The sequence below is a fragment of the Peribacillus sp. FSL K6-5616 genome (genome assembly GCF_038008245.1).
Lineage (GTDB): Bacteria > Bacillota > Bacilli > Bacillales > DSM-1321 > Peribacillus > Peribacillus frigoritolerans.
This window is the reverse complement of record NZ_JBBOYT010000001.1, coordinates 2453577-2479240: the sequence shown is the minus strand read 5'-3', so window position 1 is coordinate 2479240 and position 25664 is coordinate 2453577. Positions and strand designations below refer to the sequence as shown.

Genomic DNA, 25664 nt, shown 5'->3' with positions numbered 1-25664 from the left:
GCTCCTGAATTGATGATGACGGGCCAACATTGGTTGTTTACGTTAGTTACCGTAGTAGCAGGGTCTGCTATCTTATTATTCCCTTAATCGCGAGGGATGTGGGTAAAAGCGGGAATCCGTCAGCAAAGAGGTGGCATAGAGATATAGTGTAGACTTAAACAAGGGGATAGATTGTTAAAGAAGATGGTCCATGAACTTAAACTAACATGAATCCATAACCGAAGGTGGAAGTTTATTAATGTATCGAAGAAATATGGACAAATTACTGTTCTTATAAGCTGGTTACAGACACACTTTGTTTTTTATTTGGTTAATCAAGTGAATGGATTGCACCTGTTCCATTTTGTTCATCTACATGCTCAATGTAGTACTTTCCTCGTTGAAGGTTACGTTAGCCATAATTGTTGATTAAGTAAATTCTTCTGCTCGTTTAGCTACCCCATTTGGTTTGCAACAGTTATACTATTTGTTCCACTTTCCTTAGATATGATGTTTTATTAAAAATTACTGAACTAATGGGTCTTGCTTTAAAAAAGGAGGTTGCTGTGGCAGCCTTTTTCTTATGGAACAAAACGGGTTCAGCTTTTAAAAAAATAGGGCTCCTCAGTGAGATATGAGTAAGACACCACACTAACTCAAAACCCTATGAGGAACCCTGATTTGAAGTTTAAAATGCAAGATAAACAAAATCAACTAAACGATAGAATTTCCATTGGAGTGGATATTGCCCAACAATTACATGTGCTAGAGCAGTGAATTCCCGTGGAATTGTAATCGTAGACCCATTTGCATTTGAAAATAATGAAGATGGATTTGCTGGTTTAATAAAATGGATGGAGGCAGCCATTGTGGGAGTGGAGCCTATAGGCATCACACACTAAGGTTATTGTATGTCTAACTCCTTGACAGTTTCGCCTTCAATTAACACTGGCTGATAATAGGTTTCGTTTGGTAAATCCTTCTTTCCTTGTAATTTCTTAATGACCCAATCAGCTGCATCATGTCCCATTCGTTCTTGTGGGTGTGTTAATGTCGTTAGTTTGATATTGGCATTTTTCGCAATATAGGAATTGTCCTGGCCAATAATTGATAATTGTTCGGGAATAGAAATATCAAGTTGTCTGCATACATTTACAACTTCCAACCCTACCTCGTCGTTATAGCAAACAATGGCAGTCAACACGTCTCTATTTTCATTTAGGAACTCTTTCAAGTTCGTGTATAGGTCTAGCTTCGTTTCTGTAGTAAACGAAAGCAATTGTTCTGGTTGAAAGCGTAATTTGGCTTCTCCAAGTGCTTTTATATACCCCTTCATTCGATACTTTCCTTGTAAATCATCCATTTTCGAAATGAGTCCAATTTGGGTATGTCCTTTCGAAATCAATTCTTTTGTTGCGAGGTAGCTTGACTGCACATCATCCAGGCAAAAGAAAGGGACCTCTAATTCTTCATAATAAGCGTTGATCATGATGAATGGAACCTCTTGTTCCTTAAATGATAGGTAGTAACCGATGTTGGGATTGTATAGATTGCTTTTTGTAGGTTCAATGATCATGCCATCCACGCCAAATGACAACATCATTTCCAAGGCTTTTTTTTCTTGTTCGACATCATTATTTGTACTGGCTAATAGTAACGAATAATTATCTTCATTCAATCTTCTTTCAATTCCGCGGATAATAGAAGGGAAAATGTAATCAGAAATGTAGGTCGTGATTACACCAATCGTTTTATTTTTGGAATTGCCACCAGATTTTGATTGATATTGGTTACTAACATATGTGCCAGATCCTTTTTCACTTCTCAAGAATCCCTCGTTTGATAATTCTAAAATGGACTTTCGTACAGTGTGTCGGCTAACGTTGTACATTTCTTGCATGACGGATTCAGTAGGAATTTGTTCCCCTACACTATATTCACCTGTAAGGATTTTATTTTTTAAATCATCAATGATTACCTGATACTTTGGTTTCATTAAACCTCACTTCTTCCATAGTTGTTTGCATTCTAATTTATGCGCTTAAAATATTTGTGCGGACATATTTTAACATAATTTTTGAATGAATTAAAACAAATCATCTTATTTTTTGTATAAAGTTATAAATTTCCCCTATTTACCTTTAGGTTTCATGTCGGATAACTTCCTTTAATCCTAATTTATGACTTTAAGGTGAGGATGGAGTATTCCGCTTGAAAGTTGTAAGTATAAATAATATAAACCGTTGACAAATGTACGTACAAAAAATATAATATGGTTGTTAATAAATTTAAGCGCCTCCTTTTATTGAAAGCGCTGACAGAAGGGGGATTAACGTGCAAACGAATATATTAAAAATTAAACAAGCGATTACCGGGGGAGAAACTTCACTTGGAATCGAATTTGGATCCACTCGTATTAAAGCGGTGTTGATTGATAATCATCATGAAACTATCGCATCTGGAAGTTACGAGTGGGAAAACCTCTTGGAAGATGAAATTTGGACGTACAACTTAGTGGATATTATCACTGGTCTGCAAACAGCTTATAGTGAAATGAAGCAAGAAGTTGAACGGAATTATGGAATTACCATTCGAAAAATAGGTTCTATTGGATTTTCTGCAATGATGCACGGGTATATGGCTTTTGACAGTACAGGGGAGCTACTGGTTCCGTTTCGAACTTGGCGTAACTCAACAACAGGTGTTGCAGCAAAAGAACTAACTGATCAATTTCAATTTAATATCCCTGAACGATGGAGTATTGCTCACCTTTATCAAGCAATATTAAATGAAGAGAAACATTTGCCTCGCATTGATTGTATTACGACTTTGGCTGGATACATTCACTGGTTATTGACTGGAAATAAAGCAATTGGCATTGGAGATGCTTCAGGCATGTTCCCAATTGATGAATCAACACAAGATTACAATGAATCAATGGTCAAGCAGTTTGACGATTTAATTGCGACGAAAGGTTATCCTTGGAAGCTAAAAGAGATTCTTCCTAAAGTCTACATTTCAGGCGAGCAAGCGGGTGAATTGACCGAAATTGGAGCGAAAATCCTGGATAGATCAAGAAATTTACAACCAGGCACTCCAATTTGTCCACCGGAAGGCGATGCTGGGACTGGAATGGTTGCTACGAATAGTGTGAGGAAACGTACTGGAAACATATCAGTAGGAACTTCCGTTTTTGCGATGATTGTACTAGAGAAGGAACTTTCAAAAGTATATCCAGAAATTGATCTGGTAACTACACCAAATGGAAGTCCCGTTGGAATGGTTCACGCGAATAACTGTTCAAGTGATCTCAATGCTTGGCTGGGATTGTTCCGTGAATTTTCTGAGGCAATGGGACAAAAGGTTGATATAAATAAATTATTTGAAGTAATGTTGAATAAAGCTTTGGAAGCGGATCCAGATGGTGGTGGTTTGCTTAGCTACGGTTATTTCTCAGGTGAAAATATCACAGGATTAGAAAAAGGGCGACCATTATTTGTCCGCTCGCCTGAGAGTCAATTCAATTTGGCAAACTTTATGCGGACTCACCTTTTTACTGCTTTCGGTGCATTGAAAATCGGAATGGGTATTTTGACAAAAGAAGAAAATGTTGCAATTGATCGTATTTTGGCTCACGGTGGTTTATTTAAAACCCCTCTTGTTGGACAAAAAATTGTTGCGGCTGCAATGAATGCTCCAGTATCAGTTATGTCAACAGCAGGAGAGGGCGGCGCGTGGGGAATGGCGATTCTTGCATCTTACATGATAAATAAAGATCAAAAAGAAAGTTTAGAAGACTTCCTTGACAAAAAAGTATTCGAAGAGGCTGATGGGCAAGAAATTTATCCTGATCAAGTAGATGTTAAAGGATTTGAAGCATTTATTGAAAGATACAGGAAGGGTTTAGTGATTGAGCAGGCCGCTGTAGACAATTTGATGTTATGAGTGGAAAACTGGAGGGATTGACGTGTTAGAACAACTGAAAGAAGAGGTATTTCAAGCAAATTTGGACTTGCCTAAATATGAACTCGTGAAATATACATGGGGAAATGCGAGTGCCATTGATCGTGAAAGCGGTTTATTTGTTATCAAACCTAGTGGTGTTGATTACGAAACGATGAAAGCCAGCGATATGGTTGTTGTTGATTTAAATGGCAATGTTGTTGAAGGAGAATTGAGGCCTTCATCAGATACAGCGACTCACGCAGTACTTTATAGATATTACCAAGAAATCGGCGGCATTGTGCATACTCATTCAACTTGGGCGACAATCTGGGCTCAAGCAGGCCTTGATGTTCCAGCGATGGGTACCACTCATGCAGACACATTTTATGGATCCATCCCATGTGCCCGCTACCTAACACAAGAGGAGATTGATCGTGGATACGAAGTGGAGACTGGGAAGTTAATCATCGAAACATTTGAAGAGCGCGGGTTAGACATTTTAGCCGTTCCTGGTATCTTACTTCATGGTCATGGTCCCTTTACTTGGGGGAAAGATGCAAAATCCGCCGTAATGAATAGTGTGGTGTTGGATGAAGTTTCGAAAATGAATTTATTTACACGGGAATTAAATCATTTTGCAAAAGAATTACCACAAAATATTTTGGATAAACACTATTTACGAAAACATGGAAAATATGCTTATTACGGTCAAAAGTAAGATCAACTCTATCAAATTATCAACCTATTAGATAAAGAAAAGAGGCTTATTATGTTAACAACAGAAAAAAAGGAATTTTGGTTTGTCGTAGGATCACAACATCTATATGGGGAAGAAGCGTTAGCAGAGGTCAAGGCGAATGCACAAACGATAGCCGATGCATTAAATGAAAGCGGTATTTTACCTTATCCACTTGTACTGCAGGATTTAGCTGTCAGTGCAGATAAAATCACAAACATCATGAAAGAAGTCAACTATCGTGACGAAGTTGCCGGTGTCATCACTTGGATGCATACTTTCTCACCTGCAAAAATGTGGATTCGTGGAACAAAATTATTACAAAAACCATTGCTTCATTTAGCTACACAATTCAATGAAAGTATTCCTTGGGCAACGATTGATATGGACTTTATGAACCTGAACCAATCCGCTCATGGTGACCGTGAATATGGTTTTATCAATGCTCGTTTGAAAAAACAAAATAAAGTTGTTGTAGGTTATTGGGAGCGTCCTGAAGTCCGGCAGCAAATTGCACAATGGATGGACGTAGCGGTTGCTTATAACGAAAGCTTCAACATTAAGGTCGCTCGCTTTGGAGACAACATGCGTAACGTTGGAGTAACCGAAGGGGATAAGGTTGAAGCGCAAATCCAATTTGGGTGGACAGTTGACTATTTTGGAATCGGAGACCTTGTTCAATATGTAAATGCGGTTACTGATGAAGAAATTGATGCTTTATTTGCAGTATACGAAGGCCATTATGAATTTGATTATGGTACCTATAGTAGGGAAAATTGGGAGAAAAGCGTAAAGGTACAGGCAAGCTATGAAATTGCGATTAAACGTTTCCTTGATGATGGTGGTTACACGGCCTTCACAACGAACTTCGAAGATTTATATGGGATGAAACAACTTCCTGGTCTTGCCGTCCAACGTTTGATGGCACAAGGATATGGCTTTGCGGGTGAAGGAGATTGGAAGACGGCAGCACTTGATCGCTTACTGAAAGTGATGAGCCATAACCAATCAACTGGATTTATGGAAGATTACACATATGAATTAGCTGCTGGACAAGAATCAATCCTTCAATCACATATGCTCGAAGTCGACCCATCTTTAGCAAGTAACAAACCAAAAATTGTCGTATCTCCATTAGGTATAGGTGATCGTGAAGATCCAGCACGTTTAGTATTCGACGGCAAAGCAGGAGACGGTGTCGTTGTTTCCATGGCTGACTTTGGTACAAACTATAAACTTTTGATTAATGAAGTTTCTGCATTCGAGCCAACAGTTCAAGCACCAAGCCTGCCAGTGGCCCGTGTACTTTGGGAAGTGAAGCCAAACTTCCAAGATGGAGTGAAAGCTTGGCTTGAGAATGGTGGAGGTCACCATACAGTTGTTTCATTGAATTTAACAACAGACCAAATCATAACCTATGCCAAACTTGTTGGCTTGGAATACGTAGTTATTAAGTAATGTCTCTCCCTCCAAGGAGGCTCTGATTCCTTGGAGGGAAAAAATAGGTAATCAGAAGTTGAAGAATGGAAATAGTGACCATTAGTATGATCCCTTTATTTTCGTAAGCGTTTTCGTAGTTTTTAGGGAAAAGATGAAAGCGTTTTAATAGACAATGACGACACGGAATTCATCTTAATAAATAACTTTTATGATGGAAACTGGCATGTATTTGTGATTTGAAAACACTATTATTATTTCTCAAAAAGTAATCAATATTTTAGTAGTGGGATCAAATATAATTTTAAAACCTTTAGGGGGGAACTTAAATGGTTAATGAAAAGAAAATCTCAAGTGGATTCATTTATTTTTTTGGGGCTTTTGGAGGCATTCTCTTCGGTTATGATATCGGCGTTATGACGGGTGCTTTGCCTTTTCTGCAACATGATTGGAACCTTCAAAACAACCCAGGTGCCATTGGCTGGATTACCTCTTCGTTGATGTTTGGAGCTATTTTTGGAGGTGCCATGGCCGGACAACTTTCTGATCGTTTAGGACGGCGCAAAATGATTTTAATATCTTCTATCATTTTTGCTGTTGGATCCATTTTGGCAGGAATATCCCCTCATAACGGGATCCTTTTTATGATTGTTGCTCGGATTTTATTAGGGTTGGCTGTTGGAGCTGCTTCTGCGTTGGTCCCAGCCTATATGTCGGAAATGGCGCCTGCACGTTTACGTGGACGTCTGTCAGGAATTAACCAAACAATGATTGTCTCTGGAATGTTGCTTTCCTACATTGTCGCTTATTTATTGAAAGACTTACCAGGAACAATGGCTTGGCGGTTGATGCTTAGTTTGGCTGCCGTACCTGCTTTGATCTTATTTATTGGAGTGTCAAGGTTACCCGAATCACCACGTTTTTTAATTAAGAACAATAAAATGGATGAAGCTCGTAGGGTGTTGGGCTATATTCGCCCTAACAAAGAACAAATTGATTCTGAAATAACACAAATACAAGAAACTGTTAAAGAGGAAGCAAAGGTAAATCAAAAAGCATCATGGGGTACCCTTTTAAGTAATAAATACCGTTATTTAGTAATGGCTGGTGTGGGTGTTGCTGCGTTTCAACAGTTTCAGGGAGCAAACGCAATTTTTTATTACATTCCTATGATTGTGGAAAAAGCAACAGGGCATGAAGCCAGCTCAGTATTGATGTGGCCAATTATTCAAGGGGTTATTCTCGTACTAGGTTCATTAATATTCCTAATGATTGCTGATAAATTTAATCGCCGTACTTTATTAACAATCGGCGGAACGATTATGGGGCTATCCTTTATTTTGCCGGCCATATTGAATGTATTAATTCCTAATGCAAACCCGATGATGATGGTTGTTTTCTTAAGTATCTATGTAGCTCTTTATTCATTCACTTGGGCTCCATTAACTTGGGTCATAGTTGGAGAAATTTTCCCGCTGGTAATTCGCGGGCGGGCGTCAGGAGTGGCTTCATCATTTAACTGGATTGGTTCTTTCTTGGTTGGCTTGCTATTTCCGATCATGACCGCTTCGATGTCTCAAGAAGCTGTTTTTTCAATCTTCGGTGCTATTTGTTTACTTGGTGTTTTATTTATTCGGACATGCGTTCCTGAAACTCGAGGTCATACTTTGGAGGAAATTGAAAAAATTGGGGAAAGTAGACAAGCTAAGGGGAAAAGTGCTTAAATTAGAACTATTAAGGTTTTGAGCGGAATTAAAAGAAGTTATACGCGAATAGAAGAGATTTTAAATCAGGGGGACATAAGGGAAAATACTTCATCAAGAATATGTTGATTTACTCATATGATTCCTTTTCTTAGGCCCGAGGTTGCTACTTCGGGCTTTACAATTATTAAAAATGTTAGCTGAACTTTTAGTGCAATTCATGGTGTTTTAGCTTTTATTTATATGAAGGAATTTAATAGGGAAGGAGCCGATAAAAATGAAAGTATCACAAAGCTCGTTTGGAAATGAAGTCTTGCTGTTTACGATAGAAAATGATCATGGAGTAAGAATGGAAGTTACGAACTTTGGTGCAAGAATCGTCAATCTGTTCGTCCTAACGGAATCGGGTCGTAATAATATCGTATTGGGATTTGACTCGATTGAGGATTACAAAAAAGAAACGTATTATGGAGCAACAATAGGAAGAGTCGCTGGAAGAATAAAAAATGGCGAATTTTCAATTGGTGAATCACGTTACCAAACAGCTGTAAATCAATTAGGGAATACATTACACGGTGGCAGTCCTGGATTCGATGAAAAAATCTGGGATTATGAAGTGAAGGAGACGGATGAAAGTGCATCGATCATCTTTTCAACCCACTCACCTGATGGTGAGAATGGTTTTCCGGGGAATTTGATAGTAAGTGTGACTTATACATTGGACAACTTAAATATTTGGTCAGTGAGCTATCAAGCAAAAAGTGATAAAGACACAGTTTTTAATCCGACCAATCACGTCTATTTTAACTTAACAGGGCATCCCAGCAATCCAATCGATGATCATTTCTTACAAATCTTTTCTGAAGAATTTGCACCAGTAAATGAAGATACCACGGTAACTGGGGAAAAGCGAAGCACAATCGGCACGCCTTATGATTTTCGAACACCGAAGAAATTAAAATCAACCTTTGAAGCCAATGACGCAGAAGTTAAAAAAGTTCAAGGGATCGATCATCCATTCTTCCTTACGTGCCCAGGACTTCATCAAACTGCAGCCAAATTAATTAGTCCTGACCAGAAAATAACAGTCGAGGTATACACAGAAGAGCCTGCGGTTGTCATTTACACGGCAAACTTTGTGAAAGATGTGCCACTTATGCACGGAGAAAAATTAATTCAACACGGCGGAATAACGTTTGAAACCCAAGCTGCTCCAGGAGCGATTGAGTTTGAAGATTTTGGGGATATTCTTCTTTTAGCAGGCCAAAATTATACTTCCCAAACAAAATACAAAATTGAGGTCAGTACCCACTCAGCTGAAGGTTCCAGTTAGTGTTAAAGAGTTGAATTGGTTGATTTCGTTTCGATAATTTTACATAGATTCGGCTGCTAGTTAGGATCGACATCCGTGACTGTAAGAACGATCGAGCATAGCTCGTGACATGTAGCGGGTAGGATTCCCGCCGAATAAGAATTAGCCATTCACTCGAACTGAGTTTTCGATGATAGAGGATAACTTATATCTTTAAGCGTAAACAGTTAGATAGTGGGCTGTAAAACTAAGGTTAAAGATAAGCCCCCATTTAAACAGCACATATTCTATACATAGCACCTCCTGATACGATCCTTGTATCAAAGGAGGTGCTTTTCCTATGCCTCAAAAAAATTAACGATTGTTCCCGACAAATCATTCACTCGATTGTTTTGTACGAAACAAGGCAGGAATTCTCCAAGAATGGAATGGCATCACGAAAAATATTCAGGCAGTTATAGTCGTGAGCGATATGCCTTTGTTAGACACCACCTAATTTAAGGGTAAGGGGATGTTTATTTTACTTAAATGGAATATCCCAAATTAAAGTCATAACTTCGATGTATTTAATAAGCTCAAGGATTTGTAACTAGTGAAAAAATAAAATGTAAGGAGTGGAGAATATATTACAGTACGAGGAGACTATCCAAACAGGATGGTTACTACTATAAAAAGCAAGGAATTTACTCTTAATTAATACCTTTCGAAAGCATGAGCGATATTTTGGTTATTTTGTATTTTATACTCACTTTATGTATGCATTTGTAATAATAATGTAAAATTAGGTAAATATGTGTGTCACTTAAAGATGATAAAATGATAAAAAAGATATTTAATCGGGGGAGAAAATGAAAAAAATCATAGCATCTTTTGTTGTTTCTGGATTGTTACTATCAAATCCGTTGGTTGGTAATGCTGCATTGGGCGATCGTACATTAAAAAGTGGAATGACTCATACAGAAGTAAAACAATTACAAGAGGTTCTAAAGAAAAAACAATATTTTAAGAGTAATAATACAACTAAATATTTTGGGACCGTTACTAAAAGTGCAGTCGTAAAGTTCCAAAAAAGTAAAGGTTTAAAAGCTGATGGTATTGTCGGTCCGAATACATATAAAGCTTTGGGAGTAAAAAAGAAGACCTCCAACGCTAATGTAAATAAAACAAGCAATAAATCTACTGCGATAGTGAAGGAAGCAAAGAAACATTTGAATGTACGGTATGTATGGGGTGGAACTACACCAAAAGGTTTTGATTGCAGCGGATTCCTAAAATACGCTTTCGATAAAGGTGCAAATGTCACATTACCAAGAACGGTATCGGAAATTTATAAAAAGGGGACAAAGGTGTCCAAACCACAAGTTGGAGATGTGGTCTTTTATGAAACCTATAAACCTGGTGCCTCACATGCCGGTATTTATATAGGGGGCAATCAATTCATACACAGCTCCTCATCAAACGGTGTGAGCATTTCCTCCATGGATAATAGTTATTGGAAGAAAAGATATGTAGGAGCAAAAAGAATGTAATAGAGAAAGTGGCCAGTTCTTTTTTGAAGAGACTGGCTTTTCTAGTTCTACCAATAGATTACGATACTAATAAGTCCTGCGGATGGTAGAATCGGTATTAGAACATAAAATTTTTAAAAGATACAATTTTAGCTTTTATTGCTCCCAGAAACACTTGGGTATAATCGATACTTCATTTACCAAATATAAATTCTTTAATTCTCACATAAGACATTCGAGGAAGTTTATAAAAACCGTGAAAGTTTCCCCAGGAGGTTCAGAAGGTAATCTCGCAGGACTTAGCTAAAGTTGGACTCATTATCGTAGCGTTCAAGCTGCGGCTCACTGTTATCGTAGGGTCTTTTAAACTTTAGCATACAAATTAATTTTTTTGTAAATAAGTTAAAATTTGCAGAGTGAAATCGATAAATAAGCCTTGATGTTTTAGGAAGGGCTGTGATTCCTAATTCCAACTTAATTGGAGATACCCCAATTGGAGTTGCTTAGAAATCTCCTAATTCGATTTTTCAGTTTAGTTTTTTCAATATTTTTTAATAATTTACACACCTTGGTTTAAACAAATAAATTGTAATCTAATAATATTGATTGATAATATTTTTTGAATAATTTTACAATTCCGATAGTAGGGAATATAATAATCCTATAAACATTTCGCAAAAAAATATGTTAAATGTTTTGAAGTAAAGAGTTTTTTGTTTAGAGAAGCAAGAATATAGGTTTAATTCATGGGAGGAAATTTATATGGCAAAATTTACTGTAGGTAATGAAAATCATGCTCCAATTGAACTTTATTATGAGGATCATGGTTCAGGGAAACCCGTTGTCTTAATACATGGTTGGCCTTTAAGTGGTCGCTCTTGGGAATATCAGGTGCCAGCTCTTATTGAAGCAGGTTACAGAGTCATAACATATGATCGTAGAGGGTTCGGGAAATCATCCCAGCCGTGGGAAGGGTATGAATATGAGACATTTGCTTCCGATTTACATAAACTGTTAGAACATTTAGATCTTCAAAATGTCACACTCGTTGGTTTTTCTATGGGTGGAGGTGAGGTAGCTCGATACATTAGTACGTATGGAACAGATCGTATTGAAAAGGCTGTTTTTGCTGGAGCAGTTCCTCCTTATTTATACAAATCAGAAGATAATCCCGAAGGAGCATTAGATGATGCAACAATTGAAGAATTCAAAAGTGGCGTGATAAATGACCGCCTTGCATTTCTTGACAAATTTACGAAGGGATTTTTCGCGGCGGGTAATCAAACAGATTTAGTTAGTGAGCCATTCCGTATATATAATCGGGATATTGCAGCCAGTGCCTCACCTAAGGGTACGCTCGATTGTATAACGGCCTTTAGTAAGACAGATTTTAGAAAGGACTTGGAAAAGTTCAATATACCTACTCTTATTATTCACGGTGACTCTGATGCAACTGTACCTTTTGAGTTAAGTGGAAAACGTACATATGATTCCATTCCTGGTAGTGAGCTCGCTCTAATAAAAGGTGGTCCGCATGGATTAAACGCAACTCATCCAAAAGAATTTAATGAAGCGTTACTAACCTTTTTAAAAGATTAATAAAGTAATGACGATCCTATTTCAAATGAGAAGGAGGAGCAGTCTTTCTTTTTATAAGGTTGTAGGAAAACTCTTAATATGAGGAAAAAGCAGAGTGTTGCTAACTTTTAGTATAAATGAATCGTAGCAATTATTATTACACTGATATCAGGGATTGATTGGATAATTCTACACTTTTCAATACCCTTTATGTTAACTGCAATTGCATTTTTGGGGTTCTGCTAATAAAAAAGTTAGCTGTGATATATACAGTATTATAGCTATTAGCAGAATCTAGGGCACCCCGAGATGTACTTGACCTTAATTGTTATAAATGTATTTCTAAAGAAAAAAGGCAGTCTAATACCTTCTTAGTTAATAGAAGAAACTCGTCAAAAAAGGAGCCTTTGCCCAAAGTGACAAAGGCTTACTTCTTATTTATTTCCCTTTTCCGTCCCTGCATCGAAACCGTACTTTAACTGAAAGAGTGAATTACTTTTTCTTCTTTCAGTCTCTCTATCAACTGTTTATCAATTCTATCTCTCCTTTGAATTATTCGATTCGTTTTAACGTTATATTTATGTAAATGTTTATTTAAACTAACAGTTACTCCTATAAGTGTTAATAGAATCTTCGATATTCAAATGTATACTTGTAGGAAATTTATACTTTGTATAAAACCCTACAGCCGTTCCCCATATTAATATAGTCCAGACATATCCTAATCGTAATTCATCATATTTTGACGAATATCATCTAAAACTAATCTAAATGGAAGATAAATTTGCCTTAATTTGGTTACTGAGTTAATTAATTCATTATCGTAACTATAACTAATGAAGGTGAAACAGTATTGGATTGTTATCTGGGTTCAGGATGAAAAGGGCAGGCTACTATAAATCTAAATCGGAACTTTATCGGTTTCGAATTAGACAATGATTACTTTAACGAAGCTTCGAATGCTTTACATAAAGATACGACAAGTTAAGTGATGTTGTTTGAAACCTTCTGAAGCCATCGAATTACCACCCCTTGTGACTATTACGAAGACGGACTGCGGGAATGCAGCCAGTCAAACTTGTATTAACCGGGGCGGGATTTTCTATGGCCCTCTCAGGTCTGATGCTTGTCCTTATTTAATCTGCTGATCGACAATAGGTGGATTTTATTGCAAATTGGCTGTCAGGGAACATATGGGATGCAGACCTGCTATTCTCATCCCCTTTACACTGTACAAAGCGAGTCGGCTGAATCTTCTTTGGTTGAGTGAACCTGTGCCGATAGGCATAGGTGTATCAGTTGAAAAAGAAAGGGCGATCCTGTTGCTGACAGCGGTTGCGTTGCAGCAGCAGCTGTCAGCAACAGGAGGCATCGCCTTCGTCGGGCTCAGGGTTCCTCACTTTGCAAGAGCTCTGGTCGGACCTCGAAATCAGCTCTTCCTGCCGGTAGCGATTCAGATCCGCGCCTGGCTGCATACCATCGGAAGAAACATACTGGAACTCACAGGCATACCTGCGGGGATTATGATCTCTTTAATAGGGGCTCCTTATTTTATGTATTTGTTGACGAAGAGTAGGAGAAAAAGCACAATTATTGTAAAAGCTGAAGATGTCTTCAGCTTTTTTTGCTTGCCTTATCATCTTCAAATCTCTGGTGCAGCGAAGATTGGAACATAATATAAGCCCGAACTGCGAAATATAACGATACATGCACTTGCACGAATCCTACTTAAGCATGATTGACTTGGTTTTTTGATTTGATATAGTTTTAGGATGCTAAAGTGAGAAGATAAGATCAGACTAAAAAAAGAGCCTTCTGCGAAAGGGGGTGCCTCCTGTGAAAAGCATACAAAGCCGTTTATTGATCATGCTGCTGATTTTCATCGTTCTGCCCTATTTCCTGTCCGTTTTTTTCATCTACACTTATACAAAAAACAGTGTGGAGCAGTATGAACTTGAAAACAGCCGAGAGCAGCTTCAGAAGAATGCGGATGAACTGGAGCAGTATTTTGACGACATGATTGATTTTCCATATATTCTGTACCGCAACCCTGATCTGTTTCGGATTTTTAAAAACGGCTTCGAAGACTCCATTTATTTCAACCCTATGACCATGGAAAAGAGTCTCGAAACCTTTTATTTAATGAGAAAAGAATTCCGGCAAATCCGTTTCTATATTGCTAAAAACAATGAGTCATTTACTGTCTATAATGCAATGATCAGCACACACAGGTATCAGCCGAATTTTCTGAACCAGGACCCGATCAAACAGCTGTATACATCTGACTCACAATATTTGATTGAGCCGCCCCACCCTCTTGAGAATTACAATAATGCAGCCATTATTCCAAAATCGGACAAAACGATGGTGATGACTTTTCACCACAAAATTATAGACGTTCTTTCTAAAAAGTTTCTTGGGATGATTACAATCGACATTGATTTGGGCGAGTACGCCCGCATTTGCAATAACCTTGTCCAGGGAGACGCATCTTCTGTTTTGCTTATTGATTCAAAAGATCGTGTCATGTATGCAAATGATCGTGCCCTGATTGGAAAACCTCTTCCTGCCGATGAAAAGCAACGTCTTGACGGGAATAGGAGCCGGCATGATGACGATATTCTCTTATCAAAGGAGTTATCAGGGTCACTGAGCGGCTGGAAATTGATTAAGGTCATGTCGAGTCAGGATTTATATGAAGATGTCAGGAAAACCGCCTATACCAATATCCTTGTCGGCATCGGCGTAGGAATACTGGGTTTGCTGATGATAGGCATTATCTCAAATAGGATTACCCGTCCCATTACGAGGCTGAGCAGCAAAGTCCGCTCCATTGAAGGCGGATATATGAATGTCCCTTTTGATGATACCAAAAGTGATGAAATTGGCCATTTGGAGTCACACATGAAGGACATGATGAACCGGATCAATTCCCACATTGACCGTGAATATAAGCTTGAAATTGAAAACAGGAAGAACCAGTTCAGGGCGTTAAAATCACAGGTTAATCCTCATTTTTTGTTTAACGCTTTACAATCCATCGGCGCTGTTGCCCTCAGGTCGAATGCACCAAAGGTCTATCAATTGCTGACTACGCTGTCCAAAATGATGCGTTACTCAATGCAGGCAGATCAATGGGTACGGGTTCGGGATGAAGCTGAGTATACAAAAGCGTACCTCTCGCTTCAAACAGAGCGTTTTGGTGAAAATGTAAGTTACTCGGTCAATATCGATGAGTCCATTTTGGACATGACTATTCCAAGTATGATTCTGCAGCCTCTAGCAGAGAATTTCTTTAAACACACGTATGAGGAAGGTTACAGCAACGCTCATTTGTCCATTAACGGGGAAAAACAAGGAAACGATCTGTGCTTTACTGTCGTGAATGATGGTCCGGGTCTGACGGAAGAAGAGCTTCAGACTCTATGGGAACATATCTATACACCCCCTTACGAAGGGACTTATTCGCATGAACATATAGGCTTGAAGAATATTCGTGACAGGCTGCTTCTAGGGTATGGACCAAGTGCAGAAATGAAAGTAGATTCTAATGACGGACTGGGGTTTTCCGTCAGCATGAGGATCCCGATAAAGACCCCCTTGGGAATGATAAAGACTTACTTCAGGAAAGGAGATGAACACGGTGAAAGCACTGATTGTCGATGATGAATTCAATGTGCGGGACGCCATACGCCATTTAGGCCAGTGGGAAACTTACGGCATCACCAAGCTATTGGAAGCCAAAAATGGCCATGAGGCAAAATCACTGATTGAAAAAGAACGTCCGGAGATTATCTTTACAGACGTGAAAATGCCCGGTATGGGCGGAATCGAACTGATTGAGTGGCTGGATTCCATTTCCTATCCGGGGAAAGTTATTTTCATTACTGGTTATAACGATTATTCCTATATGCGCAAAGCCATTCAGCACAGCAGCTTTGATTACCTGCTGAAGCCGATTGAGTATGAGGCGTTCAATCATACACTGGAAAAATCGGTACAAGCCTGGAAGGATGACTTCGAACATGCTGAAGTGCTGGAAGATGTGAAAAAACTGCGGAGAAACCAGTTAGCCACTGCGATATGTCTGGGGGACCGTTCAGATTCAATCAGCCTTGCCGAGTTTCTTCCTGAATCGGAGGGCTATATGCTGACGCTGCTCTCCTTTTACCAGATGCACAATCCGGATCTCTATATCCAAAAGCTTTCAGCTGAGCTTACGGACCGCAAATTAGGAAATGCGTTTTCCCTGCAGACGGATCTTAACCTCTGCCTTGTTATCACCATTCGCGATCAATGGCTCTCCGTTGAGGAATGGATCAGCCAGGAGTTCGATATCCCGGTAAGGCTTGTAACTGAAGAGCAGGTCGAAACTTTATCGGATATCAGGACCTCGTTTCAGGCTCTGCAGAAAAAGCTCGAGGAACAAAACTTCCGATCCATCCACCGTCTGGATGAAATAGATGCCGCTCGCCGCATGGAAGACATGGTTTCCTATGTTGACATGTATTATATGGAGGATTTGAGTCTGGAAAAGCTGTCGAATGTTTTCTTTTTAAGCCGCGAGCATATCTCAAGAAAATATAAGCAAGAAACCGGAATGACCCTGTCCAAATACATCACGGAGCTTAGAATCAGCCAGGCAAAGTCGTGGCTGAAACAAAAAGACAAAAGCATTTACTCCATCTCGACCATGCTTGGCTATCAGGATGAAATCTACTTTTCAAAGCTATTTAAAAAGGTCGTCGGCATGACGCCTTTTGAGTTCAGGAACAGGAACGATCAACATGAATCTAAAGGGGTGACATGATGAAAAACAGGTTTTTATCCCTTTTGTTAATCGGAGCCGTCAGCCTGCCTCTTTCTGCATGTCAGGACGTAGCCCCACCAGAAAAAACGGAAAAGACAGAGCGGAAAATCACGCTGGATTTAAGGAATCCGAAAGTGGAAATCTCCACTCAATTTGAAGAAATGACGCGTGCTTATGAACGGGAAAACCCTCACGTCAATATCAGGGTACATACTGTTGGAGGAGCAATGGATGACCTCGCCGACCTAAAAGCCGAAATGGCGACCGGCACTGGTCCGGATATCTTTACAAACAGCGGCTATGAAAATGCCAAGCTGTGGCGGAACTATCTGGAGGATCTTTCAGGGGAGCCCTGGATTAATCAAGCATACAAAGAATCCCTGACGCCGGTCACATTGGACGGGAAAATTTACGGAATGCCGGTTAACCTTGAAGGGTATGGCTTTATCTATAATAAGGATCTATTTAAACAAGCCGGCATTACTGAACAGCCCGCCACTCTTTCTGAACTGACAGCAGCTGCCGAAAAGCTGCAGAATGCAGGCATCACTCCCTTTGCGACAGGCTACTATGAAGACTGGAAATTGGGCGACCATCTAATGAATGTTGCTTTTGCCCAGCAAAAGGATACTGATGCTTTTATAAGAAATTTAAATAACGGAACGGAAAAAATCAGTACCAATCAAACATTTAAGGATCTCCTTGCCCTGCTGGATCTCACCATAAAGTACGGAAACGATAATCCACTGTCAACGGACTATACAATGGAAGTGAATCTGTTTACCTCCGAAAAAGCAGCCATCATTCAGCAAGGCAACTGGATTCAGCCGATGATCGATCAAGCTTCGCCTGACATGAACATCGGTTTTATGCCGATTCCGATTAATGACCGACCTTTAAAGGAAGCCCTTGTCGTCAGCGTTCCAAATTATTGGGCCGTAAATAAACAGTCCATTCCTGAAAAGAAAAAAGAAGCCAAGAAATTTTTAAATTGGATGGTGTTGTCAGAACAAGGAAAACGGTTCATGACGGAAGAATTCAAATTCATACCTGCGTTTAAGAACATTAAAACTGATGATATAGGGCCACTCGCAGAAGAAACTCTTCGAAATTACAAAGATGGGAACACCGTCCCATCTAACTGGTTTCACTTCCCTGTTGAAATAAGGGAAGAATTCGGAGCCGCGACTCAGCTCTATGTCGGGAAACAGCTGAACCGCAATCAGCTGCTCAATGAATATCAGAAGTCCTGGGAGAGGTTTTCGAAGGAATAGCCTCTTGCCGGGGCTTTTTTTGCCTTCCAAAATTGCGATATCAATATACGACTAAATTCCAATCAATATGTGGCATACCCCTCTTTTCATGAATCGCCTATAATTCTACTGTACTAGCAAACACATAAAACGAGGAGGAAGATTTATGAACTTTAGCAGGCTTGCCAAACAGGCAACAGCAGGAATACTTAGTACTGGCATTCTATTAAGCGGTACTGTTACCCAATCATTTGCAGCTCCAAAGGATCCGGCAGATTACAAAGAAACGTACGATACTTCACAAATCACTCGATCAGCTATGAAAGATATGATTAATCAGCACGGTGATACTAGATATGCCGTTCCTAAGTTTGACGAATCCACAATTAAAAACATCCCTTCTGCCAAAAAAGTAACGGAATCAGGCGAAACCATTGACTTAGATGTGTGGGATACATGGCCATTGCAAAACGCTGATGGAACTGTTGCAGAGTACAAAGGATATCATATCGTTTTTGGATTAGCAGGCGATCCTAAAAACGCGAGTGATACGTTCATCTACATATTCTACAAAAAAGTGGGCGACAACTCCCTTGATGCTTGGAAGAATGCTGGAAGAGTATTTGATGAGAATGATAAAAACGTTCCAAATGATCCTTACCTAAAAGAGCAAGCCGAAGAGTGGTCAGGTTCTGCAACCTTCACTGAGGACGGGGAAGTTCGCTTATTCTATACAAACCGTGAACCGTATATACCTGAGTCGGGGAATTATGGGAAACAAACCTTGACAACCGCTCAAGTGAACCTTTCAGAGCCAGATTCTGAAACATTAAAAGTGGATGGTGTTGAGGATTACAAATCCATCTATGAAGGCAAAGACAGCAAGTACTACCAAACTGTAGATAAATTTGTAGAGGACGGGAATTCCGCTGATAATCATACCTTCAGAGACCCTCACTATGTAGAAGACAACGGCCGCAAATACCTTGTATTTGAAGCAAATACGGGTACAGAATATGGCTACCAAGGCGAAGAATCGCTATACAATAGAGCTTATTATGGCAACAGCAATAAATTCTTCCAGGGTGAGAAAAACAAACTTATGCAAAGCCCTAAAAAAGAGTTAGCTGAACTTGCAAACGGTGCAATTGGAATTATTGAAGTAAACGACGATTATACGTTGAAAAAAGAAATGAAGCCATTGATTGTTTCCAATACGGTCACAGATGAAATCGAACGTCCAAACATCTTTAAAAAGGACGGCAAGTGGTATTTATTCACAAGTTCAAGAGGATCAAAAATGACCATTGATGGAATCGATAATCAAGATATTTACATGTTAGGCTACACGTCAAATTCCTTAACTGGCCCATATAAACCATTAAATAAAACGGGCATCGTCCTGCATCAGGATCTAGATCCATATGACATCACTTGGAACTATGCACACTATGCAATCCCGCAGGCTGACAGTGATAATGTTGTAGTGACAAGCTACATGACAAACAGAGGTTATTTTGAAGACAATAAATCTACCTTTGCCCCAAGCTTCCAGCTTAACATTAAAGGGAAACAAACATCGGTAGTAAAAGACAGTATTCTTGAACAAGGTCAGATTACGGTTAAGTAGTTACCAGTGAAAAGAAAAAGAAAATGTCAGGAAAACTTGGCATTTTCTTTTTTCTATTTTAAAAGAAAAAAGTGGTGAGTTTAAGTGAACAAAAAGAAATATAAGATGGTTGCATTATTCGTTCTTGGATTAGGGATGGTTATTAGCACAGGAATTTTGATTCATTCATTTTATAAAACAAAAGAAGCTACTCCGCCAAATAAGGTAGAAAGGCACTCATACCGAGCTGCCTATCATTTTACTTCTCCTGATCATTGGAAAAACGATCCACAGAAGCCCCTTTTCTATGAAGGAAATTATCATTATTTTTACCTCTATAATGGAGATTACCCGGATGGAAATGGTACAGAATGGCGACATGCCACCTCTAAAGATTTAATTCACTGGAAGGATGAAGGAATTGCCATTCCAAAATATACGAATCAAAATGGGGATCCATGGACAGGGTCAGTCGTTGTAGACAAGGAAAATACAGCTGGGTTTGGAAAAGAGGCTTTTGTGGCGATCGCAACCCAACCCTCTAAGGATGGCCAGAAACAAGAACAATTTCTATGGTACAGTACGGACAAAGGAAATACGTTTACCTCTTACAGTGACGAGCCTATTATGAAAAATCCAGGAACGAAGGATTTTAGAGATCCAAAAATCATCTGGGATAACACGAATCAAAAATGGGTCATGACCATGGCCGAAGGATCGAAAATAGGTTTTTATGAGTCTTATAACCTGAAAGATTGGCGCTATACGAGCAGTTTTTCCACTAAGAACATTGGAGTTTTAGAGTGCCCTGACCTTTACCAGATCCGTGCTGATGACGGGACAGTAAAGTGGGTGCTGGGCGTCAGTGCAAACGGTAAAGCAGCAGGGAAACCCAACACCTATGCATACTGGACAGGAACGTTTAATGGAACGGAATTTCTTCTAGATAACAATGAACCGCAATGGCTAGACTACGGTTTCGATTGGTATGGCGGAGTAACGTTTGAAGATGGCAAGGCAAGTGACAAATTAGACAAACGCTATGCCCTCGCTTGGATGAATAACTGGGCCTACGCCAACAATACGCCGACATTAAAAGAAGGGTTTAACGGAATGGATTCGATCGTCCGTCAAATTGAACTAAAGCGTGAAGGCGAGAACAAGTATTATCTTTCTTCACAGCCTTCAGAAGCATTAAAAGAATTGTCAAGCTCAACGAATTCTTTTGATAAAATCGAAGTGGATGGCTCGGAAACACTTGATGTTAAAGGAGATACCTATCAAATAGAGGCAGATCTCTCATGGTCGGATTTTAAGAATGCAGGATTTAGGCTCAGGGAGTCAGAAGATCAAAAACGCCGCGTTGACGTAGGCATTTCTGCAGAAGGAAATTACTCTTATGTCAATCGGGTATTCACAGATCAACCTGACGAAACGAATCAGTTGGTTGAAAGTACTGCACCATTTGATGTCAGTAAGAAGAAGGTTCATTTAAAGATTCTCGTCGATAAAACCAGTATTGAAGTTTTTGTGGATGATGGAAAGGTTGCTTATTCAAACTTAATATTCCCTCATGATGAAGATAAAGGAATTACTCTCTTCACCGATGGCGGCAAAGCAATCTTTAAGAATATGAAGGTTACACATTTTGATCCGATTAATTGAACCTCATCTTGGCAGATACCTTTCATATGAATACACATACATTCTTTTATAAGAAATGACTCTTCAAATATGAACATTTACTAAAGGGGCATCACCAACTTTTCGCCCAAAACATACGTTAAGCAAATTTCGACATAGAAAAAGCTCGATTTCTATAAGCCTATGTACTGAAACTTATCTTTGTCATATTAACTGAACATAGATAAATGTATGAGTTATTGAACATCAACAGATGAGGAAAATCGTCATAAATCCTTCAGCTAAAATGTGTTAAGAAACTTAGGTTTTCAGAACAGAACCTTAGTTCTTAACACCTTACGGGAAATGATACAATTTTAGGTTTTATTTCTCTCAGAAACACTTGGGTTTAATGGATATTCCATATACCATATATAAACTCTTTAATTCTCACATATGACAGTCGGGGAAATTCATAAAAACCATGGAAAGTTTTCCTGGTAAAGTAAAGAGGGGAGCCTCGCAGGACTTAGCTAAAATGGGACTCATTATCGTATCGTTCACCATTAAAGACATTCAGGCTAAAATGGATATCATGAGTCGCTTGTAAAGCCAAGGATTACGCAGGTGAAGAGGGAGGCAGATATAGCTCCGTCGATGCAGAGAAAAAATCGCGAATCAAGCGAGCCGAAGCGAACATGAATATGGCAGCAAGCAAGGAAGAATAACAGGGGGAAATTTAAGGGGCACTTACCTCAGTATGTAGACAAAGTGGGTTCGGAAATCGACATCCAAATTGTATAGGCAAAAAACTGTAGGTCCAATCATATAGACAAGGGAGCTACAGTTTGTAGACTACTATCTAAAAGTTAAACCAAAGTTGATTGGAGAGAAAGGTGCGAGACTCCTGCGGGAAAAACGCGTCCAGGGGAGACCCCGCAGGCGCAAAGGCGCCGAGGAGGCTTCCCGGACCGCCCGCGGAATGCGAGTGCCTGGAGCGGAAATCTACATCTAAATCGTACAACCATAAAAAAACTATAGGCAAACTCAATTTTCATCAAGTTTGCCTATAGTCTCAGGTAAGGGACGATTATACTTTTGAATAGTTTTGGCAGTTTATCTGGTTTTTTATACTACTTAACAAATATGTTCGTCATACTCGGTTTTTAAGTAATTCATCATCCTTTGTTTTTGGTGGGAATAATGAAAGCAATTAAAGTAATAGGAAAAGTCGTCAAAAAAGAGAGGGTTTTTATCATCGAAGCCATAAGAATTTAAAAAATCCGAGATTACTTTTTCTTGTTCCACTACATCGAACAATCCGGATATATAAAAATGATAACTGAATTTATCATATAAAAAAAGGTATCCTGTATCATCAAAAATATTTTTCACTGTATGACCATCCAATTCTAACTCACTCCTTCCTTACCAATATACCTTTTTATCCATGAAATTATTCAGAGCTCATCTTTCAGGGAATATTATTATATTTATTGCAGCGTGTTTTTTATGCCTTCAATACATTAAAGGTATGAAATAAATGCAGGCAGAAAGAATAGGGAACGAAAAAAGCACATCCAATAAGGATGTGCCTTCATAAAAGTATTATTTGTACATTTCGGCGACTTGTTTTTGCAATTCGCCATTTTCAAGGTACTCATCATAACTCATTTGCTTATCGACTGTACCTTTTGGAGTAAGTTCAATGATCCGGTTCGCAATAGTTTGGATGAACTGATGATCATGAGAAGAGAAGATCATAGATCCTTTAAAGCTGATTAAACCGTTGTTTAATGCCGTAATCGACTCTAAGTCCAGATGGTTGGTAGGTTCATCAAGCATCAGGACGTTCGAACCGCTTAACATCATTTTGGAAAGCATACAGCGGACTTTTTCGCCCCCTGAAAGTACACTTGCCTTTTTCGTGACTTCATCGCCTGAGAATAACATCCTGCCCAAGAAACCGCGCAGGAAGCTTTCGCTCTGGTCATTAGGAGAATATTGACGGAGCCAATCGACAAGATTTAAATCGACACCTTCAAAGAATTCAGCATTATCCTTAGGGAAGTATGCCTGAGAGGTCGTAACGCCCCATTTGAATGAGCCGCCATCCGGTTCGATTTCACCTGCCAAGATTTTGAACATTGTTGTTTTAGCAATCTCATCTTTACCGACAAATGCAATTTTGTCGCCTTTATTCATCGTGAAGCTGACATTATCCAATATCTTTACGCCATCGATCGTTTTCGAGATTCCATCTACACGAAGCAGGTCGTTCCCGATTTCACGTTCAGGAGTAAAGCCGACATATGGATAGCGGCGTGAAGAAGGCTCGATGTCATCCAAGCTGATTTTATCCAATAATTTCTTACGGGATGTCGCCTGGCTCGATTTGGATGCATTGGCACTGAAACGCGCGATGAAATTTTGAAGCTCTTTGATTTTTTCTTCTTTTTTCTTATTGGCATCTTGAGTCAGTTTAAGGGCAAGCTGGCTTGATTCATACCAGAAGTCATAGTTACCGATATAAACTTTGATTTTACCGAAATCAAGATCCGCGATATGTGTACAAACTTTGTTAAGGAAGTAACGGTCATGGGAAACTACGATAACAGTGTTTTCAAAGTTGATTAGGAATTCTTCCAGCCATTTGATCGCTTTTAAGTCCAAGTGGTTGGTAGGCTCATCCAGTAAAAGAACATCCGGTTTACCGAATAGTGCCTGGGCAAGCAATACTTTAACTTTGTCGCCACCGTTCAATTCAGCCATTTTCTTCGTATGCAGGTCTTCTGTAATCCCGAGGCCTTTTAAGAGGATTGAAGCTTCGGGTTCAGCTTCCCATCCGTTTAATTCGGCAAATTCCCCTTCAAGCTCGGCCGCTTTCATTCCGTCTTCGTCGGTAAAGTTTTCCTTCATATAGATGGCATCTTTTTCTTGCATCACTTCATATAATCTTTCATGTCCCATAATGACAACTTTAAGGACTTCTTCCTCTTCATAAGCGAAGTGATCCTGCTTTAGAACGGCAAGGCGTTCGCCTGGCCCCATGTGGACATCACCGGATTGTGCTTCAATTTCACCGGAAAGGATTTTTAAGAAAGTGGATTTACCGGCACCATTCGCACCAATCAGGCCATAGCAGTTACCAGGAGTGAATTTTATATTAACATCTTCAAACAGTTTACGATCGCCATAACGTAAACCAACATTATTTACTGTAATCATTTATTTACATTCCTCCAAAATACTTTTGTTTCAACGTGTCCAACACTTTGTTTCATTAGTTTTACGCTGATTCATACAAACAGCAGTTTACAATCTTATATGTTTTAAACTGTGCATCATTTAAATTGTATCTTATTTCTTAGGAAAATTAAAGGCAGATTAGCAAAAACAAACGTTTATAAGCAAAAATTACACAAAGATTTAATTTTGTTTATGAATTGTCACCTATAATGCAAGTTGTCTTTTTTTGTTAAAGAATATGATAGGTACAAAGGCTCATTACGCGCCTACCTTATTATTGGTAATATAGGTAACTGTAACTAATACAACGGGAGGAACATATATGAGTGATTCAGTAGGTTTTTGGAAACGTCTTTTCGCAGGAGTTTTGGACGGCATAATAGTATCAACACCATTAGCGATAATTTTCGGGGTGATTACCGGTGATTGGGAAAATGAAAATTTTTCAACTCTTTTTAACTTTCTCTACATGGTGATTATCCCGATACTATGGTATGGCTATACAGTTGGCAAAAGGATTATGGGAATACGCATAGTAAGGATGGACGGCAAAAAATTAGGGATAGGCACTATGCTATTGAGGTATTTAGTTGCTGCTTTGGTATATGCCATTACATTAGGGATAGGGTTTATTGTCAGTGCATTCATGGTTGGCATCAGGAAAGACCATAGATCGATACATGATTTCATAGCGGGTACATACGTGACATCTAATAAGCCATGAATAATGGATAAGCAGCTTAATAGCTGCTTTTTTTATGCGAAATTACAGATAAAAACCGATGAGATCTATAATATGGAGGAAATTTTGCTGAATACTTTATTGTATGGTATTTAGGTATTAATATTACATTGGAAACCACGGTAGAATATTTTTAGCAGTAATACAGTGGTAGTTAGGAAGCTAAAAAGCACTTAACCT

16 protein-coding genes and 3 pseudogenes are annotated in these 25664 nt (G+C 39.0%); 16 read left to right on the top strand and 3 right to left on the bottom strand.

Annotated elements, in window-relative coordinates:
* Positions 1–660 precede the first annotated feature (660 nt).
* A pseudogene (locus MHB45_RS28280) lies at positions 661–869 on the top strand (IS110 family transposase); the annotation flags it as partial.
* A gap of 14 nt (positions 870–883) precedes the next feature.
* On the opposite strand, the gene MHB45_RS11810 reads toward MHB45_RS28280, so the two are convergent.
* A complete protein-coding gene (locus tag MHB45_RS11810; RefSeq protein ID WP_048686115.1) occupies positions 884–1975 on the bottom strand; it encodes a GntR family transcriptional regulator in 1092 nt (363 codons plus the stop codon).
* 338 nt (positions 1976–2313) lie between these two features.
* On the opposite strand from MHB45_RS11810, the gene MHB45_RS11805 reads away from it, so the two are divergent.
* From MHB45_RS11805 to MHB45_RS11740, 14 genes and pseudogenes are all read left to right on the top strand, one after another.
* A complete protein-coding gene (locus MHB45_RS11805) occupies positions 2314–3924 on the top strand; it encodes a xylulokinase (RefSeq protein WP_260089024.1) in 1611 nt (536 codons plus the stop codon).
* A 22-nt stretch (positions 3925–3946) separates the two neighbouring features.
* On the top strand, positions 3947–4642 hold the full coding sequence (locus tag MHB45_RS11800) for an L-ribulose-5-phosphate 4-epimerase (RefSeq protein WP_072273082.1): 696 nt from the start codon (positions 3947–3949) through the stop codon (positions 4640–4642).
* A 51-nt stretch (positions 4643–4693) separates the two neighbouring features.
* Positions 4694–6118 carry an L-arabinose isomerase gene (araA, locus tag MHB45_RS11795; protein WP_072273081.1) on the top strand — a complete coding sequence of 475 codons (1425 nt, stop codon included), beginning with the start codon at positions 4694–4696 and terminating at the stop codon, positions 6116–6118.
* 308 nt (positions 6119–6426) lie between these two features.
* The gene (locus MHB45_RS11790; RefSeq protein WP_063590904.1) at positions 6427–7821 is read left to right on the top strand and encodes a sugar porter family MFS transporter; all 1395 of its coding nucleotides are present in this window, start codon (positions 6427–6429) and stop codon (positions 7819–7821) included.
* Positions 7822–8077: 256 nt separating this feature from the next.
* Entirely contained in the window at positions 8078–9133 is a 1056-nt protein-coding gene (locus MHB45_RS11785) for an aldose epimerase family protein (RefSeq protein WP_072273080.1), read from the top strand.
* A gap of 827 nt (positions 9134–9960) precedes the next feature.
* The gene (locus tag MHB45_RS11780) at positions 9961–10641 is read left to right on the top strand and encodes a C40 family peptidase (RefSeq protein WP_048686103.1); all 681 of its coding nucleotides are present in this window, start codon (positions 9961–9963) and stop codon (positions 10639–10641) included.
* A gap of 741 nt (positions 10642–11382) precedes the next feature.
* Entirely contained in the window at positions 11383–12219 is an 837-nt protein-coding gene (locus MHB45_RS11775) for an alpha/beta fold hydrolase (protein ID WP_048686101.1), read from the top strand.
* A gap of 1029 nt (positions 12220–13248) precedes the next feature.
* Positions 13249–13772, top strand: a pseudogene (locus MHB45_RS11770) (FecCD family ABC transporter permease); the annotation flags it as partial.
* Positions 13773–14034: 262 nt separating this feature from the next.
* Complete coding sequence (locus MHB45_RS11765; RefSeq protein WP_340907881.1) at positions 14035–15864, top strand: cache domain-containing sensor histidine kinase; 1830 nt, start codon at positions 14035–14037, stop codon at positions 15862–15864.
* The gene (locus tag MHB45_RS11760) at positions 15842–17008 is read left to right on the top strand and encodes a response regulator (RefSeq protein WP_048686099.1); all 1167 of its coding nucleotides are present in this window, start codon (positions 15842–15844) and stop codon (positions 17006–17008) included. The genes MHB45_RS11765 and MHB45_RS11760 overlap by 23 nt, the downstream gene beginning before the upstream one ends.
* On the top strand, positions 17008–18282 hold the full coding sequence (locus MHB45_RS11755; RefSeq protein ID WP_048686096.1) for an ABC transporter substrate-binding protein: 1275 nt from the start codon (positions 17008–17010) through the stop codon (positions 18280–18282). The genes MHB45_RS11760 and MHB45_RS11755 overlap by 1 nt, the downstream gene beginning before the upstream one ends.
* A gap of 145 nt (positions 18283–18427) precedes the next feature.
* Entirely contained in the window at positions 18428–19891 is a 1464-nt protein-coding gene (locus MHB45_RS11750; protein WP_048686094.1) for a glycoside hydrolase family 68 protein, read from the top strand.
* Between the two features lie 135 nt (positions 19892–20026).
* Positions 20027–21535 (top strand): glycoside hydrolase family 32 protein, encoded by a 1509-nt coding sequence (locus tag MHB45_RS11745; protein WP_375543405.1) that lies wholly within the window; start codon positions 20027–20029, stop codon positions 21533–21535.
* A 414-nt stretch (positions 21536–21949) separates the two neighbouring features.
* Positions 21950–22218, top strand: a pseudogene (locus tag MHB45_RS11740) (SPFH domain-containing protein); the annotation flags it as partial.
* 412 nt (positions 22219–22630) lie between these two features.
* Here MHB45_RS11740 and MHB45_RS11735 read toward each other — a convergent pair.
* Positions 22631–22903, bottom strand: a complete 273-nt coding sequence (locus MHB45_RS11735) for a hypothetical protein (RefSeq protein WP_034307327.1) — start codon at positions 22901–22903, stop codon at positions 22631–22633.
* 198 nt (positions 22904–23101) lie between these two features.
* A complete protein-coding gene (locus MHB45_RS11730) occupies positions 23102–24721 on the bottom strand; it encodes an ABC-F family ATP-binding cassette domain-containing protein (protein ID WP_034307325.1) in 1620 nt (539 codons plus the stop codon).
* 343 nt (positions 24722–25064) lie between these two features.
* Between MHB45_RS11730 and MHB45_RS11725 the strand changes: the two genes are divergently transcribed.
* The gene (locus MHB45_RS11725; RefSeq protein ID WP_048686969.1) at positions 25065–25466 is read left to right on the top strand and encodes an RDD family protein; all 402 of its coding nucleotides are present in this window, start codon (positions 25065–25067) and stop codon (positions 25464–25466) included.
* Positions 25467–25664: the final 198 nt, after the last annotated feature.

Bases quoted from the DNA above. Each gene is read 5' to 3' on its own strand.
- MHB45_RS11810 (WP_048686115.1), bottom strand. From the start codon at position 1,975: ATGAAACCAAAGTATCAGGTAATCATTGATGATTTAAAAAATAAAATC.
- araA (WP_072273081.1), top strand. From the start codon at position 4,694: ATGTTAACAACAGAAAAAAAGGAATTTTGGTTTGTCGTAGGATCACAA.
- MHB45_RS11790 (WP_063590904.1), top strand. From the start codon at position 6,427: ATGGTTAATGAAAAGAAAATCTCAAGTGGATTCATTTATTTTTTTGGG.
- MHB45_RS11785 (WP_072273080.1), top strand. From the start codon at position 8,078: ATGAAAGTATCACAAAGCTCGTTTGGAAATGAAGTCTTGCTGTTTACG.
- MHB45_RS11780 (WP_048686103.1), top strand. From the start codon at position 9,961: ATGAAAAAAATCATAGCATCTTTTGTTGTTTCTGGATTGTTACTATCA.
- MHB45_RS11775 (WP_048686101.1), top strand. From the start codon at position 11,383: ATGGCAAAATTTACTGTAGGTAATGAAAATCATGCTCCAATTGAACTT.
- MHB45_RS11755 (WP_048686096.1), top strand. From the start codon at position 17,008: ATGAAAAACAGGTTTTTATCCCTTTTGTTAATCGGAGCCGTCAGCCTG.
- MHB45_RS11750 (WP_048686094.1), top strand. From the start codon at position 18,428: ATGAACTTTAGCAGGCTTGCCAAACAGGCAACAGCAGGAATACTTAGT.
- MHB45_RS11745 (WP_375543405.1), top strand. From the start codon at position 20,027: ATGGTTATTAGCACAGGAATTTTGATTCATTCATTTTATAAAACAAAA.
- MHB45_RS11730 (WP_034307325.1), bottom strand. From the start codon at position 24,721: ATGATTACAGTAAATAATGTTGGTTTACGTTATGGCGATCGTAAACTG.
- MHB45_RS11725 (WP_048686969.1), top strand. From the start codon at position 25,065: ATGAGTGATTCAGTAGGTTTTTGGAAACGTCTTTTCGCAGGAGTTTTG.